At 75.6% G+C, this 22,912-nt stretch carries 14 protein-coding genes; 11 read left to right on the top strand and 3 right to left on the bottom strand.

Features of this window, described 5'->3' with window-relative positions:
* Positions 1-19 precede the first annotated feature (19 nt).
* From ACFYUZ_RS34390 to argF, 6 genes are all read left to right on the top strand, one after another.
* Positions 20-3,925 carry a tubulin-like doman-containing protein gene (locus tag ACFYUZ_RS34390; RefSeq protein ID WP_389315955.1) on the top strand — a complete coding sequence of 1,302 codons (3,906 nt, stop codon included), beginning with the start codon at positions 20-22 and terminating at the stop codon, positions 3,923-3,925.
* Positions 3,922-6,474: a hypothetical protein gene (locus tag ACFYUZ_RS34385; protein ID WP_389315953.1), complete on the top strand. Its 2,553-nt coding sequence runs from the start codon at positions 3,922-3,924 to the stop codon at positions 6,472-6,474. Before ACFYUZ_RS34390 ends, ACFYUZ_RS34385 begins: the two co-directional genes overlap by 4 nt.
* Positions 6,471-8,735, top strand: coding sequence for a hypothetical protein (locus tag ACFYUZ_RS34380; protein ID WP_389315951.1), 2,265 nt, complete (start codon positions 6,471-6,473; stop codon positions 8,733-8,735). The genes ACFYUZ_RS34385 and ACFYUZ_RS34380 overlap by 4 nt, the downstream gene beginning before the upstream one ends.
* On the top strand, positions 8,732-11,701 hold the full coding sequence (locus ACFYUZ_RS34375) for a hypothetical protein (RefSeq protein WP_389315949.1): 2,970 nt from the start codon (positions 8,732-8,734) through the stop codon (positions 11,699-11,701). Before ACFYUZ_RS34380 ends, ACFYUZ_RS34375 begins: the two co-directional genes overlap by 4 nt.
* A 69-nt stretch (positions 11,702-11,770) precedes the next feature.
* Positions 11,771-13,003: an arginine deiminase gene (locus ACFYUZ_RS34370; RefSeq protein ID WP_389315947.1), complete on the top strand. Its 1,233-nt coding sequence runs from the start codon at positions 11,771-11,773 to the stop codon at positions 13,001-13,003.
* Between the two features lie 137 nt (positions 13,004-13,140).
* A complete protein-coding gene (gene argF / locus ACFYUZ_RS34365; protein WP_389315945.1) occupies positions 13,141-14,154 on the top strand; it encodes an ornithine carbamoyltransferase in 1,014 nt (337 codons plus the stop codon).
* A gap of 14 nt (positions 14,155-14,168) precedes the next feature.
* On the opposite strand, the gene ACFYUZ_RS34360 is transcribed toward argF, so the two are convergent.
* Positions 14,169-14,636: an ATP-binding protein gene (locus ACFYUZ_RS34360; RefSeq protein WP_389315943.1), complete on the bottom strand. Its 468-nt coding sequence runs from the start codon at positions 14,634-14,636 to the stop codon at positions 14,169-14,171.
* Between the two features lie 265 nt (positions 14,637-14,901).
* On the opposite strand from ACFYUZ_RS34360, the gene ACFYUZ_RS34355 reads away from it, so the two are divergent.
* The 3 genes from ACFYUZ_RS34355 to ACFYUZ_RS34345 all read left to right on the top strand — a co-directional run bounded on the left by ACFYUZ_RS34355 (position 14,902) and on the right by ACFYUZ_RS34345 (position 18,546).
* Entirely contained in the window at positions 14,902-15,729 is an 828-nt protein-coding gene (locus tag ACFYUZ_RS34355; protein ID WP_389315941.1) for an enoyl-CoA hydratase family protein, read from the top strand.
* A complete protein-coding gene (locus tag ACFYUZ_RS34350; protein WP_389315939.1) occupies positions 15,729-17,990 on the top strand; it encodes a bifunctional salicylyl-CoA 5-hydroxylase/oxidoreductase in 2,262 nt (753 codons plus the stop codon). Before ACFYUZ_RS34355 ends, ACFYUZ_RS34350 begins: the two co-directional genes overlap by 1 nt.
* 76 nt (positions 17,991-18,066) lie before the next feature.
* A complete protein-coding gene (locus ACFYUZ_RS34345) occupies positions 18,067-18,546 on the top strand; it encodes a DUF1772 domain-containing protein (protein WP_389315937.1) in 480 nt (159 codons plus the stop codon).
* Positions 18,547-18,605: 59 nt separating this feature from the next.
* Here the strand turns inward: ACFYUZ_RS34345 and ACFYUZ_RS34340 are convergent, their stop codons facing one another.
* Positions 18,606-19,427, bottom strand: a complete 822-nt coding sequence (locus ACFYUZ_RS34340; protein WP_389315936.1) for a PaaX family transcriptional regulator C-terminal domain-containing protein — start codon at positions 19,425-19,427, stop codon at positions 18,606-18,608.
* Positions 19,428-19,464: 37 nt separating this feature from the next.
* Positions 19,465-21,087, bottom strand: a complete 1,623-nt coding sequence (locus tag ACFYUZ_RS34335) for an AMP-binding protein (protein ID WP_389316018.1) — start codon at positions 21,085-21,087, stop codon at positions 19,465-19,467.
* A 138-nt stretch (positions 21,088-21,225) separates the two neighbouring features.
* Between ACFYUZ_RS34335 and ACFYUZ_RS34330 the strand changes: the two genes are divergently transcribed.
* Together ACFYUZ_RS34330 and ACFYUZ_RS34325 are read left to right on the top strand one after the other, a co-directional pair.
* Positions 21,226-22,464 (top strand): acyl-CoA dehydrogenase family protein, encoded by a 1,239-nt coding sequence (locus ACFYUZ_RS34330; RefSeq protein ID WP_389315934.1) that lies wholly within the window; start codon positions 21,226-21,228, stop codon positions 22,462-22,464.
* Positions 22,461-22,874, top strand: coding sequence for a RidA family protein (locus ACFYUZ_RS34325; RefSeq protein WP_389315932.1), 414 nt, complete (start codon positions 22,461-22,463; stop codon positions 22,872-22,874). The genes ACFYUZ_RS34330 and ACFYUZ_RS34325 overlap by 4 nt, the downstream gene beginning before the upstream one ends.
* Positions 22,875-22,912: the final 38 nt, after the last annotated feature.

The following is a 22,912-nucleotide window of genomic DNA, read 5'->3' as shown; positions in this document are numbered from 1 at the left end:
GGCACCGAGGAGAGACGACATGAAGATCTACCAGCCCATGCTCTTCGTCGGACTCGGCGGCACCGGCGGAAGGATCGGCAGCGAACTCGAACGGCAACTGCGCCGGGAGCTGTGCGGCCCCGACGGCACCGACCTCGTCGACGGCGGCCGCCGGCTGCCCTTCCAGCTGCCCGACTGCCTCCAGTTCGTCTACGCCGACTTCAGCGAGGGCGAGCTGCTGAGCCAGCCCCAGTTCCGGGCCAAGGGCGCCGAGGGCGCCGCCTTCGCCCGCACCTCCCGCATGGTCCGCGACCTGCTGCCCACCGACTTCGACTCCTCGCCCGAGGTGACCCGCATGCTGCGCGTCTCCGTCCCCGAGGAGACCCGGAACTGGCTGCCGCCCCAGGCCCGCCAGCCGCGCGTCGCCCCCCTCAACAGTGGCGCCGGGCAGCTGCCGACCGTCGGACGCGCCGCGCTCTTCGCGACCGTCCGCTCCGGCCTCGAACCCGTCCTGCGGCAGCTCCGCGAGGCGATCGGCGCCATCGGACAGGCGGCCGGCGACCTCAAGCGGGTCGGCGGCGGCCGCATCCGGGGCTGCGACGTCTTCGTCGCCTTCTCCGTCGCCGGAGGCACCGGCGCCGGCATCTTCTACGACTTCATCCACCTCATCGGGCACGAGTTCCGCAACGCCAAGGTGCCCGGCGTCAAGATCTACCCGCTCGTCGTCATGCCCTCCGCCTTCCCGCCCGAGGCCGGCGGCGGCCGCGAGGCCGAACTCAACGCCGCCCGCGCCCTCGTGGACCTCTCGCGGCTCGTCGACGACCAGAACGTGCCCGACGCCCTCACCACCTTCGGCGACGTCGAGGAGCACGGCCGGCTCAGCGTCACCTACCCGGGCGACGGGGTCGTCGCCCTGCGCCCCGCCACCATGCAGACCGCCTTCCTCTTCTCCAAGCCGGCCGTCATCGGCACCGAGGACCTCCGCCGCTCCATCACCGCCATGGTGATGTCGCTCATCGGCACCGAACTGGGCGAGGACAGCGGCTCGGTCAACCGCGCGGAGGACGACTACCAGTCCTTCGCCGCCAGCTTCATCAACAAGAGCGTGGAACGCGCGACCCCGGCCCGTACCGGCATCGGCTACCGGGGCATGTCCACCAGCCTCGCCGCCTCCCTCACCGTCCCCGTCGACGACCTCGCCGAGATCGTCGCCGCCCGGCTCCTCGCCCAGGCCGTCCGCGGCATGTCCGAACGCGCCCGGCGGCCCGCCCGGGACGGCCAGGACCTCGTCCGGGAGCTCTTCACCCGCTCCGGCGTCGGCCGCCTGTGGAGCCGCGAGGCACCGGACGTGCCCCTGCCCGAGCAGCTGCCCCGGGGCAGCCGCGACATCACCCAGGAACTCCGGCGGCGGCTGGGCGACATGGAGGACTCGCTCCAGCGCCTCGACGTCCACCTCTCCCGCGAGATCCCGCGCCTCACCGAGGACTTCAGGCCGGGCGCGGGAGCCCGCGAACTCCTCGGCACCATAGGCCCGTTCCAGCTGGAGACCGTCCTCGCCGGACTTCCCGGCCACCCCGACCGGGTGGCCAGGGAAGGCTTCACCGGCATGCTCGACAACCGGCGCAACGACCCCGAACGGCCCCCGAACGTCCAGGCCGCCGCCCCCAACATCCCCCACATCAAGCGCAGCGTCGGCGGAGTCGTACCGGCCCGGTGGACCGATCCCGACGTCCAGGACACGCTCGCCGCGCAGCAGGCCTGGTACCAGTGGCGCGCCCGCGTCCTCTGGCACCGCGGCTGGCAGGCCGGAGAGGCCCAGTGGCGGCCCTCCCTCAACCGCGTCACCAACGAGGTCGCCGAACTCACCAAGGTGCTCCGCGCCCACGAGCAGGACGAGGCGAAGTCCTTCGCCGACAGCCGCCGCGAGCTCTACCGCGACGACCGCGCCGGCATCGCCTACCTGCTGCCCCCGCAGAACACCCTGCGCGCCTTCTACGACGACGTCGTCGACCGGCTCGCCCAGAGCGAGGGCCTCCCCGAGACCACCGACGCCGCGACCCTCCTCGACCGGATCGTCAGGCCCGACGACTGGCGGCGCGCCCTCGACGCGGTCCGCCGCTCCTCCGGGGCGGCCGTGAAGGAGATCAAGCAGGTCGTCGAGCGGCGGGTCAAGCGCCTCTTCGGCGAGGCCAACGAGGACGTCTTCGCCCGCCCCCTGCTGCCCTCCATGGAGCTGCTGCTGCGGGCCGCCGCGGGCGACGAGACCGCCGAGGCGAAGGTCGACCCGCGCTGGCTCGACCAGTTCCGCGCCCGGCTCGCCGGACTCCTTCCCGTCGGCTTCATCCCGGACGGCAGCGGCCCGCTCAAGATCCTCATCGTGCACCCGGCGAGCGAGTCGGACGGCCGGGCCGCCGACTTCCTCGCGCAGGAACTCAACCTGCCCGCACGGGTGTTCCCCGAGTGCCGGGCCGTCGACACCGACTCCATCACCGTCGTCTTCTTCCGCAGCGGCATGAACCTCACCGACATCTCCGAGGTCCGCGGCGTCCTCAGCCTCTGGTCCGAGGCCCGCGACTCCGGCGGCGAGGACGACTTCCTGCACTGGCGCCAGCGGCTCGGCTACCAGGACGACTGGCTCGTCTCCACCGAACCGGACCGCCAGCGCATCCTCCACCGGCTGCTGTGCGCGATGTGGAACGGCCACGTCGCCGCCGAGGGCCCGGCCGACTCGCCCCACCTCGTCCGGATCAGCCTCCAGGACGGCGAGTCCGCGACCATGTCGCTGCGCCTGGAGGGCTTCGACGGCTCGCTCTCCAGCTGGGCGGGGCTGCTGCGCGCGTACGAACGCTCGGCGCTGCTCGACGAGGGCCAGATCATCGAGCAGTTCTGCGAACGGCTCATGCGCGCCCTGCCCAAGGGCCTCGCCCAGGTCCCGGCGCCCCCTTCACGGCTCTTCACCCACTTCGTCGAGCACATCGCCCCGCGCCAGCTCCGCCTGATCGACCGGATCGCCGCCGAGTACGGACCGGCGGACAGCGAATGGCTGGCCCCGCTCCGCCACTTCTGGGAGGTCACCTACCCGGGCGCCCTCGACATGCGCTTCCCGAGCGCGGCCCGCGCGACCCGTGCCAGCCTCCGCGCCCTGTACGAACGCCACGCCCCGCGCCGGGACCAGGGCCGGGGCCGGGGACAGGGCCAGGCCCCGGGCCGCCCGCAGGGCCGCCGGCCCGGCCCCCTCCCGAGGGCCCGCCAGGAGCCCGATCCGCGCACCGGCCCCGGGCCGCGCCCGGGGTACGGGCCGCGCACCGGGCACGGGGAGGAGGCACGGTACGGGGAGGACGCACGGTCCGGAGCGGGGACCGGGTACGGCCCCCGCCCCGGGCACGAGGACGACGCCGGGCACGGGCCCCGATCCGGGCACGTGCCCCGCCGCCGGTACGACGACGGGTACGCGTCCTGGAGCCGGCACGACGACGGCGCCGGGCACGGACCCCGGTCCGCGCCCGAGCCCCGGCCGGGCCACGAGGACGATGCCGGGTACGAGGACGGCGCCGGGTACGACGACGACACCCGCTACGACGACCGCGCCGGGTACGAGCCCCGGCCCGCGCCCGAGTCCCGCCCCGGGTACGAGGAGGACACCGGCTACGAGGGCGACGCCGGTTACGAGGACGACGCCGGTTACGAGGACGACGCCGGCTACGGGTCCCGACCCCGGTACGACGACGGTGCCGGGTACGACGACCGCGCACGGCGGGATCCGCGGGACCCGCGGGCCGGGTACGCGTACCGGACCGCCCCCTCGGGGGCGTCCGCCTACGAGGGGGACTGGGAGCTGGAGCCCGAGCCGGACTTCGGGCCCGCGTACGAGGAGGACCACGGCCCGGAGTTCGGGGCCGAGGACGACGAGCCGTACCACCGCGACCGGGCCGGTGAGGCGGAGTGAACCCACGAGCCCTTCCCGTCCTTCCCGAACGGCCGCTGCCGGGCCACGCCGTCTGCCTCGACCTGCGCACGCCGCCCGCGGGGGCGCACGACGCCGAGGCCGCCGTCCGCGCGGCCCTGGACGTCCCGCAGCCCGGCGGCGAGCGGCGCTTCCTCGTCGTCGACGAGGCCGACCGGCTCGTCGCCCACCAGCTGCTCTACGAGCGCCTCTCCTCCTACGGGCCCGCGCACGTCGTCTGCCTGGCGGTCGGAGCCCGGGGCGAACGGACCCTGAGCCGCTCCCTCACCCTCCGCCCGCCCGCCGCCGGCGTCCTGTGGGTCTTCGACTCCACGGAGGACGGCGTGCCGGGCGAGGCCGTCCTGCGCCCGCTCGTCGACGTCCTGTCCACGCCGGAGGTCTTCGACGCCGTCCTGCGCGCGCTGGGCGAGGTGGTGCACGGCGTCGCCGTGCCCGCCGTGCGGGTCCTGGAGCACGACCTCACCGACGAGGCCAGGGCGCGGGCCTGGCGGCAGGCCCTGGAGGGCCTGGCCGGACCGGACGTCCCGGCCGGGAGCGTCTCCGCCGAGCAGGTGCCCGGCGCACTCGCGCTCCTCCTCGACGAGGGCGTGCCGCGCTCCCTGTCCGGGCACCGGTGGCTGCCGCCCCAGGGCCGGGCGGGAGCCGGGCTCGCCGCCTGCGACGCGGCGGTCGGCGAGGCCGTCGAGGGCTACCACCGGGTCCGGGGCCCGGCCGGTCTCCTCACCGGGGCCGGCCGGAGCGTCGACCTGCCGGCGGACCTGGAGCGGGTGACGGAGGAGCTGGACCGGTTCCGCACCGCCGTCGCGGACGCGTTCGGAGCGGCGGGCGGCACCCGGCTCACCGCCGAGCACCGGGGGGTGCTGCGCGAGCGGGGCGTCGAACTGCCGGAGCTGCCGCGGGAGATCTCCCGGGCCGGGATCGTCCCGGCGCTGCGCGACCTCACCCACGACCTGATCGGCAAGGGGCTGCCGCTGCGGTCCGTGGCGGCCCGGCTGTCCGCGCTGTCCGCGCGCACCGCGCCCGTGGGCAGCGCGGCCCGCCTCGCCCGGCTCGACGCGATCTGCGGGCCCGAGCGGCTGCGGCGGCTCGGCGCCCGGTACCCCTTCACGGCGGGCGGTTCGCGCCCCGTGGCCTTCGCCGTCACCGGGCTGCTCGCGCTGCTCGCCGGCGTCTGGCCGGTGCTCGGCTGGGCCCTCGGTCCGGCCGTCGGCGTCCTCGCCGCCGGGCTCGCGCACCTGATGCTGCGGCGCAGGCCCAACCGTTCGCCCGACGGGAGGATCGACGGCGGTGGTGCCACGGGCGCGGCGCCCCGGCTCTTCGGCGGGCTGCTCGGCGGTCTCGTCGGGGCGGGCCTCGGCTCGTTCCTGGACCTGCCCCTCTGGGCGGCGGCGGTGGCGGCGACCGTGGCCGTGGCGGCCGTCGTGCTGCTCGCGCTGCGCGACTGGAGCCGGGCCGTGGACGAGTGGTGGGCGCGCGCGGACCCGGAGGAGGCCTGGCGGATCCTGCGGGAGATCCAGGAGCTGGTGGTCACGACCGCCGTCCACGACTGGCTCTTCGCCGAGGTGCGGCACCACTGCTCGGCCGGGGCGGGAGCCGTCGCCGGGCTGCTCCGGGGCCTCGCGGAGACCGCCGACGCGCACGGGCAGCCGCACGCGGTGCGGAAGGGCGACCGGCCGGAGGCCGAGCCGCCGGCCCGGGAGACCGGGGCGGCCTCCTGGAGCTGGGAGGACTGGCGGGACGACGGGGACGACTGGGGGGAGGGGACGGAGGCCTGGGGGGACGGCACGGAGGACGACCTCTGGTCCGACCCGGCCGGGGCGGCGGCCGGGCCCGCCGCCCCGGAGTCCCCGCCCCCGTACGACCCGCCCGGCCGGGACACCGGGAGCTCCGGCGACGGACCCCTGTCCGGCCCCGCGCCCGGCTGGCTGGAGCGGCGGTACGGGGACGGGGGCCCCGCGCTCGTCGACACCCTGGTCGGCGACCTGGTCGCCGGGACCGTCCTGATCCTCGACCGGTGCTGGGCGGGCATCGAGCGCGATCCCGGCGCCCTCGCGCGCGCCGGTCACGAGCAGCGGCTCTCCGAGCTCCTGGACGAGACCCGGCTCCGTCTGGAGCGGGACGTGGCCGCCTCGCCGCCGCCCCGGTACGAGGGTCTCCGCGACCCGGACGCGCTCGCCTCCCTCGCGGTGTTCACCGACCGTTCCGACCGGCCCGACGCGGCCCGTCTCACCGGCGTCGCCGCCGACGCGGTGGCCCGGCTGCTCCTGGCCGAGGACGACCCGGGCCGTACGGTCGCGCTGTGCGGCCCCGAGCACCTGCGGCTGCTCTCCCACGATCCGCTCGCCGCCCGTCAGGTCCGCTTCGTGCCCGAGGCGATGCGGCGCGGCGCCGCCGGGGACGACATCTGGCGGGGCACCGCCGAGGACGTGGTGTGGACCGGCGCGGGACGGCACGCCGGCATCCTCCGTCTCGTACCGCTGCGCGCGGACGTCGTGCACACCGTCCGCGCCGAGGAGGCGGGAGAACCGTGACCGACCCGAACCACCCGAGCGACCCGGACCACTGGACGGGCCCGACCCCTCCGACGGGCCAGGACCACCCGGGCGACCCGAACCAGCCGCTCGGTCCGGACCACCCCGACCACCTGAGCGAGCCGACCCCGCCGTCCCATCCGTACTACCAGGAGCTGGAGTTCCTCACCCCCCGCGAGGCGCCGGTGCGCTTCGCCGTGCGCTACGGCGAGGACCACCGGCCGCCCGGCCGCCCCGGCGTCCTCGCGCGCCGGGCGACCCTGGGCGCGGGCGCGCACGTCCTCCAGTACCGGCTGGCGGCGTCCGCACAGGGCGATCCGCACGCCTACGCCCTCCTCGAACGGGAGACGGCCGCCGCCGTCGCCCTCGAACGCCGCTACGGCGGCGCGAAGTTCGGCGCGGTCTTCGCCAGGATCGTCGGCTTCGACCTGACCGCCGCCGAACCCTTCGTGCTGTACCGGCCGCCGACCGGACGCCCGCTGACCGAGTGGGCCGGGCGGCTCGGCGCCGAGGACCAGGAGCGCATCACCGGCCAACTCGCCATGGCCGTACGGCTCCTGGCCCAGGCCGACCTCGTGCACCGGGCCATCGCGCCCGACACCGTACGGTGGGACGGCGCCCGGGTCCGGCTCTGCGAACCGTACGCCGCGCAGCGCGCCGGGGAGGCCCGCGAACCCTTCGGCGGCGCCCCCTGGGCCTCGCCCGAACAGCGCGCGGGCCAGGGCGTCGCCGACCCGCGCGACGACCTGTGGTCCGTCGCCGAACTCGCCTACTACCTCCTCGCCGGCCGCCCCGACCGCGGCGAGGGACCTCCCGCCGACCTCGCCGACTACCGCCGTCTCGCCGCCCTCGGACAGGGCGGGCTCTTCGCCGCGCGCGCGGCGGACCGGCCCCGGCCGGCCGAGCTCATGCGGCTGCTGCACGTCCCCGACCCGCTCGCCACCGGCATCGGGCCGGCCGACCCGCTCGACCGGTGGCGCACCGAGTACGACCACCAGATCGCCAGGAAACGCGCGGTCACCGGCGGCGCCCCGCCCGGCGGCGAACCCCACCGGGACGTGGCGGAACCGCCCCCGCCGGACCCGCGGCCCTCGCGTCCCTCCCTCCGCGACCGGATCTTCGGCGGCGGAGGCGACGCCTTCCGGCCCGCCGCCCCCGCCGTGACGCCCGAACCGGCGCCGCCCCCGGCGCCGCGCGGCCGCATGTGCCCGCACTGCCTGCTCCCCGTCGAGTACGACGAGCGGCTGCTCGTCACCATCGACGCCAAGGGCAACCGGATCCCGCTCGACCTCAGCGCCGAGCGCCGCCCCGGCCACGTCGCGGACGCCCTGCGCAAGGCCTACCACCTGTGCCCGCACACCGTGGACGGCGACGAGGAACACGAACTGCCCGTCCCCTACCTCACCAACGGCGAACCGCTCTCCGTCGCCCTCGTCGGCAGCTCCTCCGTCGGCAAGACCCACCTCCTCGCCGCCATGCTCGGCGAGGTCGAACTCGGCGGCCTCGAACCGTACGGACTCAAATGCCGGCCGCTCAACCCCGAAGCGCACCGCACCTATCTGCGCGAACGGGTCCAGAGCCTCCAACAGGGGCGGCAGCTCGGCCGTACCGGACAGCAGACCTTCGCGCGCTTCGCCGACGGGCTGCTCGTCTCGGCGGGCGGCGCGCGGCCCCGCCCCGTCGTCTTCTTCGACCTCGCCGGCGAGGACCTCGCCCAGGACGGGGAGGTCGGCCGCTTCCTCATGGGCGTGGACGCCTTCGTCTTCGTCCTGGACCCGCTGCGCGCCCTCCGGCTGCCCGGACTCGACCCGGTGCGCGAACAGAGCGGGCTGCGGCGGCGCGACCTCGGCGACGAGGCCTTCACCACCGTGCTCAACCGCATCCCCCGGCAGCGCGGCGGACTCGTCGCCGCGCCCGCCGCGCTCGCCGTCAACAAGAGCGACCTCGTCCGCTTCGAACCCGTCGTCGACCGCTGGCTCGGCCGGGCGCTGCCCGGCCGCCACGACCCCGCCGCGCTCCACGAGGAGAGCCGGGACGCGTACGCCTTCCTCGCCCACCACGCCAGCGCCGCCTGGCTCAAGCCCTTCGACGACTGCGCCGACTGCACCCTGCACTTCGTCGCCGCCACCGGCGGGCAGGCGCGCGGCGACCGATTCCCGCACGGGGCCCGGCCGCGCCGGGTCCTCGCGCCGCTGCTGTCGCTCTTCGCCCTGTGCGGGCTGCTGCCCGGGGCGGAACCTAGGGAGGGGATCGTCCGATGACACGGACGGAGAACGAGGCCGACCAGATCGTCTTCCGCTGGGACAGCGAGAACCTCACCGGCAACACCGGCTTCGGGCCCGTCGCCTGGTCCGGGTCCCGGGAGGAGACCGAGAACCTCTTCCAGCTCTCCGGCCCCGTCCTGCGGGCCAGCGGGGACGAGACCCGGCCGGCCCTGATCCGGCTCCGGCGGCGCGACCACGTGATGCTCGTCCGGCGCGCGCCCTTCACGGACGCCGACGGCAGGGCGTCCGTGCTCTGCCACGCCCTCGTCGGCGCGCCCGCCCTCCTCGCCCCCGCCGTCTGCCTCGGGCTCCACGGCTGGGACTGGGACGGCGCCGCGAACGCCGCCGAGGCGCGGGGGCCGCTGCCGGTGGTCCCGGCGGAGGCCCTCCTCCCCGCCGCGGGCCGCGCGGGGCCGGCGGAGCTCGACCGGCTCCTGCCGCACGCGGCGGAGGAACTCGTCGGCGCGGTCGCGGAGTTCCTGCGCCACCCCGACGACCTGTTCACCGTCCTCGACGAACGGGGCGACACCGCCTGCCCCGTCCTGTGGGGGCTGCACGGCATGCTCGGCGCGCTCACCAGGCGACCGTGGACCTTCGCCACCCACGACACGGCCGAACTGCCCTCGCTCCGCTTCGTGTTCGTCGGCCGCTGGTCCGGCGCGGCGAGCCGCAACACCGAGCGGCGCCGCGTCGACCCGCGCGAGCGGTGCGGCGACCGGGCGGAGGAGGTCGCGGCCCGGCTCGTCCGCCACCACCTGTGGGAGGTCGAGGAGGGGAAGGGCCGCGACCGCGTGATCGGCAGGGCCCTCCGCACCGCCGCCGCCACCTACCGGGGCCCGCTCCTGGAGACGGCGTCCCGGGCCGCCGACCGCCTGGACGCCGTCGACCCCCGCACGAACGCCTCCCGCCGGAGGAAGCCGCTCCCCCCGGAGCCCGAGGACCGGGACCGGGGGACGCCCACTCCCTGGGACCGGACCGCACCGGACCCCCGGCCCGGGACCGGCCCGGGCTACGGGGCCCGGCGGGACCGGACCACGCCGCGCCCCGGGTACGAGGAGCCGCGGACCCCCCGGGACGAGACCGGGCCGGGCGCCGGGTACGGGGGACGCCGGGAGCAACCCTCGCCGGGCTCTTGGGAGGAGGACGCCCGGGGCACCGGGGACCGGCGGGAACAGGCCCCGCCGGACTCCCGGGAGGAGGACGCGCGAGGCGCCGGGTACGGGGGTGCCGGAGGCCGCCAGGACCTGGACGCGCCGGGCGCCCGGGCTCCCCGGGGCCAGGGCACCTCGGATCCTCGGTACGAGGACGTGCCGGGCACCCGGGCTCCCCGGGACGAGGACGTGCCGGGCCGTCGGTACGGGGGTGCCGGTGGTCGTCGGGACCGCGCGGTGCCGGACCCCCGGGGGCAGGAGGCCTCGGGCCCCGGGGAGCAGGGCAACCCGGGCCTTCGCGGGCAGAGCCCCTCGGATCCTCGGGCCGAGGACGACCCGGGCACCCGGGCTCCTCGGCGCCGGGGCACCCCGGACCCCTGGGCCGAGGACGCCCCGGACCTGAGGGACCGGGGCACCCCGGGCCCCCGGGGTCAGGGCACCCCGGGCTCTTGGGACGAAGACGCTGGCGGCCGGCGGTACGAGGACGCCCCGGGCCGGCGGTACGAGGACGCCCCGGGCCGGCGGTACGAGGACGCCCCGGACCCTCGGTACGACGACGCCGGTGGGCGTCTGGGGCAGGGCACCCCGGACCCTCGGGGGCAGCGCGCCCCGGCCCCCCGTGAGCAGGGCTTCCCGGACGGTCGGGGGACGGAGTTCCAGGGGCCCCGGCACCCGGGCCCGTCGGCTCCCCGGCGTCCCGAGCAGGCGAGTGACGGGTACTCCGACCTGTCGGGCTCGCGGTATCCGGGGCCCGGGGGATCCGGGGCGGGCCCGGCCGTCCGGCCCGAGGGGACGCCCGACGGGACGGCTGACGGGACGCCCGAGGGGACGCCCGACGGGCCGGGGCGGGCGGAGCGTCCCGGCCCGCCCGACCGGCGTCCGGACCCCGACGGCGCCCGGGGGGCCTCGTGGGCCCCGGACGGACTCGCACCCGAGCCGCCAGCCGATTCCGGTCGGGCGCCCGCGTACGCCCCCGAGCCCCCGCTGCCGCCCGCGCCTCCCTCCGTTCCCGCTCCCGCTCCCGCTCCCGCTCCCGCGCCCCGCCCCGCCGACGGGTCCCGTCCGGTCGCCTACCCCCGGCCCGTGCTGCCGCTCGTCGGGCCGCAGTGGACCGGGCCCGGCAAGGGCGTGCGGCGCCGGCCGAGGGAGCGGGCGGCCGAGACCTCGCTCGTGCACAAGCTGCCGACCGTGCGGAGCGTGGAGGAGGCGCGGGAGCTCGTCGTGAAGGGCGGCAGCCGGGAGCTGCTGGAGGCGCTGCGCCGGCCCCAGGCGTACGCCGTCGTCACCGTCCTGCTCCGGGAGGTCGCCCGGCGCCTGCCGTCCTGGGGTCATCCGATGCGCCGGGAGCTCTGCGAGGTGGCGATCGCCCGGGAGCTGTGGGCCGTCCCCCCGCCCACCGCACGGGACGACCCCTCCGAGCCGCCGGAGGAGCAGCGCGCGGCCAACGCCGCCGAGCTGCACCGCTGGGCGGTCCGTCCCCTGCTCGGCGGCGGCGACGCCCCGGTCGGCACGGTCGCCGAGCTGCTGTCGCGGCTCCGTACGAGCCCGGAGCCGTCCGCCCGGGAGGCGTTCTGGCTGATCGTCGACGGGGACAGGCCGGGCCTGCCGGACGCGGTCTGGCTGACGCTCCTGAAGGAGGCGTACGGCATGTCGCGCACCGCGCACCGCCCGGACCCCCCGTCCCCCGCGCCCGCCGGCCCGGACGACCTCGGCAACGGCTACACCCGCCGTTTCCTGCGCCGGGCCGCGTTCCTGATCGGGGTGCTGGTGATCGCGATCGTGCTGATCGGCGTGGCCCAGTGGGTCACCTGACCGCGGGGGCGGCGGGGTGAGCGCGTCGAAAGACGGGCCAGGGCCGCCCGGCTCCGTCAGGATGGGCGCATGGGATTCCATGTCGATTCCGAGACCGGGCGGCTGCGCCGCGTCATCCTGCACCGGCCCGATCTGGAGCTGAAGCGGCTCACTCCGTCCAACAAGGACGCCCTCCTCTTCGACGACGTGCTGTGGGTGCGCCGGGCCCGGCAGGAGCACGACGGCTTCGCCGACGTGCTGCGCGACCGGGGGGTGGAGGTGCACCTCTTCGGGGACCTGCTGCGCGAGGCCCTGGAGGTGCCGGCGGCCCGCGCGCTGGTCCTGGACCGGGTCTTCGACGAGAAGGAGTACGGGCCGCTGGCCGCCGATCACCTCCGCGCGGCCTTCGACTCGTTGGACGCGGCCGCACTCGGCGAGGCGCTGGTCGGCGGCATGACGAAGCGGGAGTTCCTGGCGGTGCACCGGGAGCCGACCTCGGTCCGTTTCCACGCCCTGGAGCTGGACGACTTCGTCCTCGGCCCGCTGCCGAACCACCTCTTCACCCGGGACACCTCGGCCTGGATCTACGACGGCGTCTCCATCAACGCCATGCGCTGGCCGGCCCGGCAGCGGGAGACGGTGCACTTCGAGGCGATCTACAAGCACCATCCGCTGTTCACGGGCCCGGAGGCGGGCGCCTTCCACCACTGGTCGGAGGGGCAGGCGGACTACCCGTCGACGATCGAGGGCGGGGACGTCCTGGTCATCGGGAACGGCGCCGTGCTGATCGGGATGAGCGAGCGGACGACGCCGCAGGCGGTGGAGATGCTCGCCCGGGGGATGTTCGCGGCGGGGTCGGCGCGCACGATCATCGCGCTGGACATGCCGAAGCGGCGGGCGTTCATGCACCTGGACACGGTGATGACGATGGTCGACCAGGACACCTTCACGCAGTACGCGGGTCTGGGGATGCTCCGCTCGTACACGATCGAGCCGGGGGACGCGGGGCAGTCCCTCCGGGTCACCGACCATCCGCCGGAGCAGATGCACAGCGCCATCGCGGCGGCCCTCGGGCTCCAGGACATCCGGGTGCTGACGGCGACCCAGGACGTGCACGCGGCCGAGCGGGAGCAGTGGGACGACGGGTGCAACGTGCTGGCGGTGGAGCCGGGGGTGGTCGTCGCGTACGAGCGGAACGTCACGACGAACACGCATCTGCGCAAGCAGGGCATCGAGGTGATCGAGATCCCCGGCAGCGAGCTGGGCCGGGGGAGGGGCGGTCCGCGCTGCATGAGCTGTCCGGTGGAGCGGGACGCCGCCTGAGGGGCGGAGGTCCGGGACGCCGTCCGGGGCGGCGAAGGTCACGGAAGGGAGGGGCTGTATAGAAATGTTGAAGTGTGTATACACTTCCAGGGTCCCGACCGCCGTCCTCCCGACCCGTACCCACAGGAGCGCGTCCCATGGCCACAGACCTCATCGGCCGCCACTTCCTCAAGGAGCTGGACTTCACCGCCGAGGAGTTCCGCGGCCTGATCGCGCTCGCCGCCGAGCTCAAGGCCGCCAAGAAGGCGGGCACCGAGGTGCAGCGGCTGCGTGGCAGGAACATCGCCCTGATCTTCGAGAAGACCTCGACCCGCACCCGCTGCGCCTTCGAGGTCGCCGCCGCCGACCAGGGCGCCTCCACCACCTACCTCGACCCCTCGGGCTCCCAGATCGGCCACAAGGAGTCGGTCAAGGACACCGCCCGCGTCCTCGGCCGGATGTTCGACGGGATCGAGTACCGCGGGGACAGCCAGGCCGCGGTCGAGGAGCTCGCCGCCTTCGCCGGCGTGCCCGTCTTCAACGGCCTCACCGACGACTGGCACCCCACCCAGATGCTGGCCGACGTGCTCACCATGACCGAGCACGCGGACAAGCCGCTGGAGGAGATCGCCTTCGCCTACCTGGGTGACGCCCGCTTCAACATGGGCAACTCCTACCTGGTCACCGGCGCCCTGCTCGGCATGGACGTCCGGATCGTCGCGCCGAAGGCGTACTGGCCGGCCGAGGACGTCGTCGCCGCGGCCCGCAAGCTCGCCGAGGCCGGCGGCGCCAGGATCACGCTCACCGAGGACGTGTCCGAGGGCGTCGCGGGCGCCGACTTCGTCGTCACCGACGTCTGGGTCTCCATGGGCGAGCCCAAGGAGGTCTGGGACGAGCGGATCGCCGCCCTCGCCCCGTACTCCGTGACGATGGACGTGCTGCGCGCCACGGGGAACCCGGACGTCAAGTTCCTGCACTGCCTGCCCGCCTTCCACGACCTGGGCACGGCGGTCGGCCGGGACATCCACGCCCGGCACGGCCTGACCGAGCTGGAGGTCTCGGACGAGGTCTTCGAGTCGGAGCACTCGGTCGTCTTCGACGAGGCCGAGAACCGGATGCACACCATCAAGGCGGTCCTGGTCGCGACGCTGGCCGGCCCGGCGGGCGAGTAGCGCCTCGCGGCCCGTCAGCCCGCCCGGCGCCGCCGCTGGGCCGGTATCCCCGGGAGCGTGAACCAGACCGCCTTGCCGTGCGCGGTGGGGCGGTGGCCGCAGTCGCCGCTGAGCGCCCGGAGCAGCAGGAGGCCGCGGCCGTGCTCCTGCCAGGGGTCGACCCCGACCTCCGGGTCGGGGCAGACGAGGTCGCCGGCGCGGGCGGGCCGGGAGTCGTGGACCTCGATCTGGCAGCCGCCCGGCGCCGGGAGCAGCTCGACGACCAGCTCGATGGGGCCGGTGCCGGTGGTGTGCTCGACGGCGTTGGCGACGAGCTCGGCGGTGAGGAGCTCCGCCGTGTCGGTGTCGGGGCGGTCGTCCGCCTCGGGGGCGGTGTCGGTGAGCGCGGTGCGGACCAGGGCGCGGGCCATCGGCACGGCGGCGGTGGTGTGGGGCAGCCGGACGCGCCAGGAGGTGGCCGGTCCGGTCGGGGTCTCGGGCATGTGCGGCGGCTCCCTTCACCGACGGGCGGACGGGGGCGGGCGGGCGGGCGTGGGGGCGAGGACGCCCCGAGACGTCCTGGTTTCAACCTTACGAGGTGCAAAATCCGCTTCCCGGGGCACCCCCGCCCTCCTGGCGGGGCCCGGGTCGTCGGTCGTCCGTGACCCGGGAGGGGCGGCTCCGCGCCCCGGGTCGGCCTTATCGCGTACTCGTGACGACAGTCACAGTACGGTGATACCCTCCCTGCGGAGGAAGGAGGCCCCTCGAATGAGCCCCTTTACCGGCTCCGCGCCCCGCACGACACGCTGGCAGCACCTGCGCCTCGACATCGACCAGGGCGTGGCCACCGTCACCCTGGCCCGCCCCGCGAAACTCAACGCCCTCACCTTCGGCGCCTACGCCGACCTGCGCGACCTCCTCGCCGAGCTCTCCCGCGAGCGCGCCGTCCGCGCCCTCGTCCTCGGCGGCGAAGGCCGCGGCTTCTGCTCGGGCGGCGACGTGGACGAGATCATCGGCGCCACCCTCGCCCTCGACACCGCACGGCTCCTCGACTTCAACCGGATGACCGGCCAGGTCGTCCGCGCCATCCGCGAATGCCCCTTCCCCGTCGTCGCCGCCCTCCACGGCGTCGCCGCCGGCGCCGGGGCCGTCCTCGCGCTCGCCGCCGACTTCCGGATCGCCGACCCCACCACCCGCTTCTCCTTCCTCTTCACCCGGGTCGGCCTCTCCGGCGGCGACATGGGCGCCGCCTATCTGCTGCCCCGGGTCGTCGGACTCGGCCACGCCACCCGACTCCTCATGCTGGGCGAGCCCGTCCACGCCGCCGAGGCCGAGCGCATCGGGCTCCTCAGCGAGCTCACCGAGGAGGGCGAGGCGGGGGAGCGCGCCGCCGCCCTCGCCCGCCGCCTCGCGGACGGACCCGCCCTCGCCCTCGCCCAGACCAAGGCCCTGCTCACCGCCGAGCTCGACATGCCGCTCGCCGCCGCCGTCGAACTGGACGCGGCCACCCAGGCGCTCCTGATGAACGGCGAGGACTACGCCGAGTTCCACGCCGCCTTCACCGAGAAGCGCCCCCCGAAGTGGCGGGGCCGCTGATGACCCCGGCCCGGGGGCCCCGGAGCGTCGCCGTCATAGGCGGCGGCCCCGGCGGCCTCTACGCCGCCGCCCTGCTGCGGCGGCAGGACCCGGCCCGCGAGGTCACCGTCTGGGAGCGGAACGCCCCCTCCGACACCTTCGGCTTCGGCGTCGTCCTCTCCGACGAGACCCTCGGCGGCATCCGGGACGCCGACCCCGTCGTGTACGGGGCGCTCCGCGGCGAGCTCGTCCGCTGGGACGACATCGACGTCGTCCACCGGGGCCACCGCACCACCTCCACCGGCCACGGCTTCGCCGCCCTCGGCCGCCGCCGGCTCCTGGAGATCCTGCACGCCCGCTGCGCCGAGCTCGGCGTACGGCTCCGCTTCCGCACCGAGGCCCCGCCCCCCGCCGTCCTCGCCGCCGGCCACGACCTGGTCGTCGCCGCCGACGGCGTCCACAGCCGCACCCGCGAGATCCACGCCGCGCACTTCCGCCCCCGGATCACCCCCCACCGCTGCCGCTACATCTGGCTGGCCGCCGACTTCCCCTTCGAGGCCTTCCGCTTCGAGATCGCCGAGACCGAGCACGGCGTGATGCAGCTCCACGCCTACCCCTTCTCCGCCGACTCCTCCACCGTCATCGTCGAGATGCGCGAGGAGGTCTGGCGGGCCGCCGGCTTCGACGAGCTCGACGAGGCCGAGTCCACCGCCCGCTGCGCCAAGGTCTTCGCCGAGGCGCTCGGCGGCCGGGAGCTCCGCTCGAACAACTCCGCCTGGACCGCCTTCCGCACCGTCGCCAACGCCCGCTGGTCGTACGGCAACACCGTGCTCATCGGCGACGCCGCCCACACCGCGCACTTCTCCATCGGCTCCGGCACCAAACTGGCCGTCGAGGACGCCGTCGCCCTCGCCGCCGCCGTCGACGCCCACCCCGACCTCGACGAGGCGCTGGGCGCGTACGAGACGGAGCGCCGTCCCGTCGTCGAGTCCACCCAGCGCGCGGCCGGCGCCAGCCTCCGCTGGTTCGAGGAGCTCGCCGGCCACGTCGACCGGCCGCCCCGCCGCTTCGCCTTCGACCTGCTCACCCGCAGCCGCCGCGTCACCCACGCCAACCTGCGGCTGCGCGACCCCGCCTTCACCGCCGCCGTCGAGGAGGACTTCGGCTGCCCGCCCGGCACCCCGCCCATGTTCACCCCCTTCCGGCTGCGCGGACTGACCCTGCGGAACCGGGTCGTCGTCTCCCCCATGGACCTGTACGTCGCCGAGGACGGCGTCCCCGGCGACTTCCACCTCGTCCACCTCGGCTCCAGGGCCCTCGGCGGCGCCGGACTCGTCATGACCGAGATGGTCTGCGTGAGCCCCGAGGGCCGCATCACCCCCGGCTGCACCGGCCTCTGGACCGACGAACAGGCCGCCGCCTGGACCCGGATCGCCGACTTCGTCCACACCTCGGCACCCGGCACCGCGCTCGGCGTCCAGCTCGGCCACTCGGGCCGCAAGGGCTCCACCCGCCTCATGTGGGAGGGCATCGACCAGCCCCTGCCCGAGGGCAACTGGCCGCTCGTCGCCGCCTCGCCCCTCCCGTACCGGCCCGGCGTCAACCAGACGCCGGCCGCCCTCGACCGCGCCGGCCTCACCACCGTGCGCGAGCAGTTCACCGCCGCCGCCCGCCGGGCCGCCCGCAGCGGCTTCGACCTCCTCGAACTGCACTGCGCCCACGGCTATCTGCTCTCCGGCTTCCTCTCCCCGCTCACCAACCACCGCACCGACGCCTACGGCGGCGACCTCACGGCCCGGCTCCGCTACCCCCTCGAAGTCTTCGACGCGGTGCGGGAGGCCTGGCCGGCCGACCGGCCCATGACCGTCCGCATCTCGGCCACCGACTGGGCCGAGGGCGGCACGACCGCCGCGGACGCCGTCGAGATCGCCCGCGCCTTCGCGGACCACGGAGCCGACGCGATCGACGTCTCCACCGGGCAGGTCGTCCCCGACGAGGAGCCCGCCTACGGCCGCTCGTACCAGACGCCCTACGCCGACCGCATCCGCAACGAGCTCGGCGTCCCGGTGATCGCGGTCGGCGCGATCTCCTCCTGGGACGACGTCAACTCCCTGCTCCTCGCGGGCCGCGCCGACCTCTGCGCCCTCGCCCGCCCGCACCTCTACGACCCGCACTGGACCCTGCACGCGGCGGCCGAGCAGGAGTACCGGGGCCCGGCCGCCCCCTGGCCCGCCCCGTACCGCGCGGGCAGCCGCCGCCCGCCCACCGGCCGCCGGGAGTGAGGACCCTGGACGCACGCGCATGCGGGTGCGACGCACGGCCATGGTCCGCGCACCGCCCGCGCCCTTGAATGGGGGCATGACGGAGAACAGGGGCGGGAAGAAGGGCGCCGGAGCGGTCCTCGGCGCGGCGACGGCGACGACGGGACTGCTGGCGGGGGTGTGGTTCGCGTACGTCTGCTCGGTGATGCCGGCGCTGGCGCGCAGCGACGACCGGGTCTACGTCGAGGTGATGCGGAACATCAACGACGTGATCCAGAACCCCGTGTTCTTCACCCCGTTCTTCGGGGTGCCGGTCCTCACGGCGGTCGCCGCCTGGCAGCACCGGGCCGGCCCGGCGAGGCTCTGGACCCTCGCCGGGTTCGTCCTCGGCCTGGCGGTCCTCGTGGTCACCTCGGCGGCCAACGTCCCCCTCAACGACGCGCTCGCGGCGACGAAGGACCCGGCCGCCGCACGGGCCGCCTTCGAAGGCCCCTGGGTGGCGTGGAACGTCGTCCGCGCGGTCCTGGGCACGGCGGGCCTGATCTGCCTGCTCCGGGCGCTGTCGGTACGGCGCTGAGGCCTGTTCTTCGGATCAGGCCGGGCTCGCGGGGCCCGGCCTGATCGACAAGACGCCCCCTAGCCGTCCGCCAGGAACGGCAGCACGTACTCCGCGCCCCGGTCCCGCAGCAGCTCGTGCAGGGCCGCGAAGACCTCCGCCGAGCGGCGGCCCGGCCAGTCGTCGGGCAGGAGCTCCGCAGGGAGCACCGGGTCCGCGTAGGGCAGCCGGCGCCAGGAGTCCAGGGCGAGGAGGTAGTCCCGGTAGGCGTCCTCGGCGTCCGCCGGGGCCGTCCGCCAGGCCCGCAGGACCGGCTCGTGGGCCGCGAGGAACTCCTCGTGGAGCCCGGCGATCGCCGGCAGGTCCCACCAGCGGGCCACCGCCCCGGCCGTCGCCGTGTATCCCAGGTGGTCGCCGCGGAAGAGGTCCACGTACGGGGAGAGCTCCAGGCGCTCCAGGGCGTTCCGGGTCTCCTCGTACAGCCGGGCGGGCGCGATCCAGACGCCCGGCGCCGCCGTGCCGAAGCCCAGCCGGGCGAGCCGGGAGCGCAGCAGGTGCCGCTTGTGCCGCTCGGCCTCGGGCACCGAGAAGACGGCCAGGACCCAGCCCTCGGACAGCTTCGGCTCCGTACGGGCGTAGATCCGGCGGTCGCCGTCGTCCAGGAGCCGCCGGGCGTCCTCCGACAGGGCGTACCCGGCGGCGCCGCCCGCCGTCCGGCCCGGCAGCAGCAGACCGCGCCGCTTGAGCCGCGACACCGAGGAACGCACCGAGGGCGCGTCGACGCCGAGCGTGCCGAGCAGCCGGATGAGCGCGGCCACCGGCACCGGCGACTCGTCGGGCGCACGGCCGTAGGCGCCGTAGAAGGAGACGATCAGGGATCGGGGAGTGTGCTGCTCGGCCACGTGATCACTTTAGGGGGTGGTGGACACGTCACGCCGGTCACGCCGGGTCCCGCAGCAGGAAGCGCTGGAGCTTCCCCGTCGCCGTGCGCGGCAGCGCGTCGAGGAAGACGATCTCCCGGGGCGACTTGTACGGCGCGATGCGGGCGCGGACGAAGGCCCGCAGCGCGGCGGCGGTGCTCGCGTCGCGCGGCACGCCGTCCCGCACCACCGTGTACGCCACGACGACCTGGCCGCGCAGTTCGTCCGGGCGCCCGACCACCGCCGTCTCCACCACGTCGGGGTGGTCCAGGAGCACCTCCTCGACCTGGGGCCCGGCGATGTTGTACCCGGCCGAGATGATCATGTCGTCGGCCCGTGAGACGTAGCGGAACCAGCCGTCGGGCTCGCGGACGTACGTGTCGCCCGTGACGTTCCAGCCGTCCCGGACATACTCCTCCTGGCGGGGGTCGGCCAGATAGCGGCAGCCCACCGGGCCGCGCACCGCGAGCAGCCCCTCCTCGCCGTCCGGGACGCCCTTGCCGTCGCGGTCGACGATCCTGGCCTGCCAGCCGGGCACCGGACGGCCCGTGGTGCCGGGGCGGATGTCGCCGTCGGCGGCGGAGATGAAGATGTGCAGCAGTTCGGTGGCGCCGATGCCGTTGATCAGGCGCAGTCCGGTCCGGGCGTACCAGGCCGTCCAGGTCGCCTCCGGCAGGTTCTCGCCGGCCGAGACGCAGCGGCGCAGCGAGGCCACCTCCGGGGCCGTGCCCTGGGTCAGCTCCTCCAGCATGACCCGGTAGGCCGTCGGGGCGGTGAAGAGCACCGACACCCGGTGCCGCTCGATCGCCGCGAGCAGCTGTTTGGGCCCGGCCTGTTCGAGGAGGACCGCGCTCGCCCCGGCCCGCAGGGGGAAGACGACGAGCCCGCCGAGGCCGAAGGTGAAGGCGAGCGGCGGAGAGCCGGCGAAGACGTCGTCGGGCAGCGGGCGCAGGACGTGCGCGGAGAAGGTGTCGGCGACGGCCAGGACGTCCCGGTGGAAGTGGACGCAGCCCTTGGGCCGCCCGGTCGTGCCGGAGGTGAAGGCGATCAGGGCCACGTCGTCGGCGGCGGTCGCCACCGCCTCGTACGGGCCCGGCCGGCGCTCGGCGAGGGCCAGCAGGTCGTCCGGTCCGTCCCCGCCGAAGGGGGTGATCCGGAGCCCGGGTGTCCGGGCCGCGAGCAGCTCGTCCAGCACCCGCGCGTCGCAGAGCGCGTGGGTGCAGCGGGCGGCTTCGGCCATCACGGCGAGTTCGGGGGCGCGCTGCTGGGCCAGGACGGTGACGGCGACGCCGCCGGCCTTCATCACGGCGAGCCAGCAGGCGGCGAGCCAGGGGGTGGTGGGGCCGCGCAGGAGGACCCGGTTGCCGGGCAGGACCCGCAGGTCGGTGGTGAGGACGTGGGCGATGCGGTCCACCCGGTCGCGGAGCTCCCCGTAGCTCCAGATCCCGCCCTCGCCGTCGTGGAAGGCGGGCCGGTCGGCGCCGAACCGTTCCACCGTGCGGTCGAGGAGTTCCGTTCCGCAGTTGAGCCGGTCGGGGTAGCGGAGCTCGGGGAGGTCGAAGACGAGGTGCGGCCAGCGGTCGGGAGGCGGCAGCCGGTCGCGGGCGAACGTGTCGAGGTGGGCCGAGGGCGTCAGCTCCATGAGTCCGTCCCCCTGTCGTGGTGGGGTCGTCCGTCGCTCCACGAGCGTATCGTGTTAGTGACGACAGTCAACGGTTCGCGACAACGGCGCCGGACGGCGCCGCGACGAGGGCGCCCGAGGGCGTCGGAGAGGGCCCACATGCCCGCATTCTCGCTCGATCCGGCACAGACCACCTGGTGCAGGGAGCTCAGCGCGCTCGCCGCCGAGCGCCTCAAGCCCCTCGCCGACCAGGGCGAACCCGGCAGGGTCAACCGCCCCCTCGTCGCCGCCCTCGGCGAGCTCGGCCTGCTCGCCCGCCTCTTCGAGGCCGGCGCCCTCGACCTCTGCCTCCTGCGCGAATCCCTCGCCCGCACCTGCACCGAGGCCGAGACCGCCCTCGCCCTCCAGGGCCTCGGCACCCACCCCGTCGCCGCCTTCGGCACCCCGGCCCAGCGTGCCCGCTGGCTCCCCGAGGCCACCGCCGGACGCGCCGTCGCCGCCTTCGCCCTCTCCGAGCCGGACGCCGGCTCCGACGCCGCCGCCCTCGCCCTCGACGCCGTCCCCGACGGCCGCGGCGGCTGGCGCCTGCACGGCGAGAAGCGCTGGATCTCCAACGCCCCCGAGGCCGACTTCGCCACCGTCTTCGCCCGCACGACCCGGGGCGCCGGCGCACGCGGCGTCACCGCCTTCCTCGTCCCCGCCGACCGCCCGGGACTCGGCGGGGAACCGCTCGACATGCTCGCCCCGCACGCCCTCGGCACCCTCACCTTCGACGGCGTCCCCGTCGGTCCCGAGGACCTCCTCGGCGAACCCGACAAGGGCTTCCGGGTCGCCATGAACACCCTCAACCTCTTCCGGCCCAGCGTCGGCGCCTTCGCCGTCGGCATGGCCCAGGCCGCCCTCGACGCGGCCCTCGCCCACACCGCCGCCCGCCCCGCCTTCGGCGGCGTCCTCGCCGACCTCCAGGCCGTCTCGCACCGCGTCGCCGAGATGGCGACCCGCACCGAGGCCGCCCGCCTCCTGGTGTACGCGGCGGCCGTCGCGTACGACGAGGGGGACCCCGACGTCCCCCGCCGCTCCGCCATGGCCAAGCTCCTCGCCACCGAGACCGCCCAGTACGTCGTCGACGCCGCCGTCCAGCTGCACGGCGCCCTCGCCCTCCAGCGCGGCCACCTCCTGGAACACCTCTACCGGGAGGTCCGCGCACCCCGGATCTACGAGGGCGCCACGGAGGTGCAGCGCACGATCATCGCGAAGGAGCTGTACGCGAAGGTGCCGCCCACCGAGGTGCCGCCCGGCGAGCGGCGGTCCACCGAGGTGCCGCCCGCCGAGCGGCGCCCCCTGGGGGACCCGTACGCCCCGGAGAAGCCGAAGGAGCCGAAGGAGGCGACCGCATGAGCCTGCACCGCCACAACCCCGCCGAACTCTCCCCGCCCACCGGCTTCTCCCACGCCGTCACCGCCACCGGCTCCCGGCTCGTCTTCCTCGCGGGACAGACCTCCCTCGACACCGAGGGCAAGGTCGTGGGGGAGGGGATCACCGAGCAGTTCACCACCGCCCTCGGCAATCTGCTCACCGCCCTGCGGCACGCCGGCGGCACCCCCGCCGACCTCGCCCGCGTCACCGTCTACACCACCGACGTCCCCGGCTACCGCGACCACGCGCACGAACTGGGCCGGATCTGGCGCCGCTTGGCGGGCCGCGACTACCCGGCGATGGCCGTCATCGGAGTCGTACGCCTCTGGGACGAGCAGGCCCTGGTGGAGCTCGACGGCTTCGCGGTCCTCGACGAACCCGCACCCGCTTGATCAACTGGTCACCCGCCCGGGCCGGGCTTAGTGTCGAA

The organism is Streptomyces sp. NPDC004266 (genome assembly GCF_042874095.1).
In the GTDB taxonomy this organism is placed as follows: Bacteria; Actinomycetota; Actinomycetes; order Streptomycetales; family Streptomycetaceae; genus Streptomyces.
This window is presented reverse-complemented; position numbering and strand designations above follow the sequence as displayed.

Excerpts from the sequence above, each read along its gene's own strand:
- ACFYUZ_RS34370 (WP_389315947.1), top strand. The coding sequence starts at position 11,771 with ATGGGATTCCATGTCGATTCCGAGACCGGGCGGCTGCGCCGCGTCATC.
- ACFYUZ_RS34355 (WP_389315941.1), top strand. The coding sequence starts at position 14,902 with ATGAGCCCCTTTACCGGCTCCGCGCCCCGCACGACACGCTGGCAGCAC.
- ACFYUZ_RS34345 (WP_389315937.1), top strand. The coding sequence starts at position 18,067 with ATGACGGAGAACAGGGGCGGGAAGAAGGGCGCCGGAGCGGTCCTCGGC.
- ACFYUZ_RS34375 (WP_389315949.1), top strand. The coding sequence starts at position 8,732 with ATGACACGGACGGAGAACGAGGCCGACCAGATCGTCTTCCGCTGGGAC.
- ACFYUZ_RS34350 (WP_389315939.1), top strand. The coding sequence starts at position 15,729 with ATGACCCCGGCCCGGGGGCCCCGGAGCGTCGCCGTCATAGGCGGCGGC.
- ACFYUZ_RS34335 (WP_389316018.1), bottom strand. The coding sequence starts at position 21,087 with ATGGAGCTGACGCCCTCGGCCCACCTCGACACGTTCGCCCGCGACCGG.
- ACFYUZ_RS34330 (WP_389315934.1), top strand. The coding sequence starts at position 21,226 with ATGCCCGCATTCTCGCTCGATCCGGCACAGACCACCTGGTGCAGGGAG.
- ACFYUZ_RS34360 (WP_389315943.1), bottom strand. The coding sequence starts at position 14,636 with ATGCCCGAGACCCCGACCGGACCGGCCACCTCCTGGCGCGTCCGGCTG.
- argF (WP_389315945.1), top strand. The coding sequence starts at position 13,141 with ATGGCCACAGACCTCATCGGCCGCCACTTCCTCAAGGAGCTGGACTTC.
- ACFYUZ_RS34325 (WP_389315932.1), top strand. The coding sequence starts at position 22,461 with ATGAGCCTGCACCGCCACAACCCCGCCGAACTCTCCCCGCCCACCGGC.
- ACFYUZ_RS34390 (WP_389315955.1), top strand. The coding sequence starts at position 20 with ATGAAGATCTACCAGCCCATGCTCTTCGTCGGACTCGGCGGCACCGGC.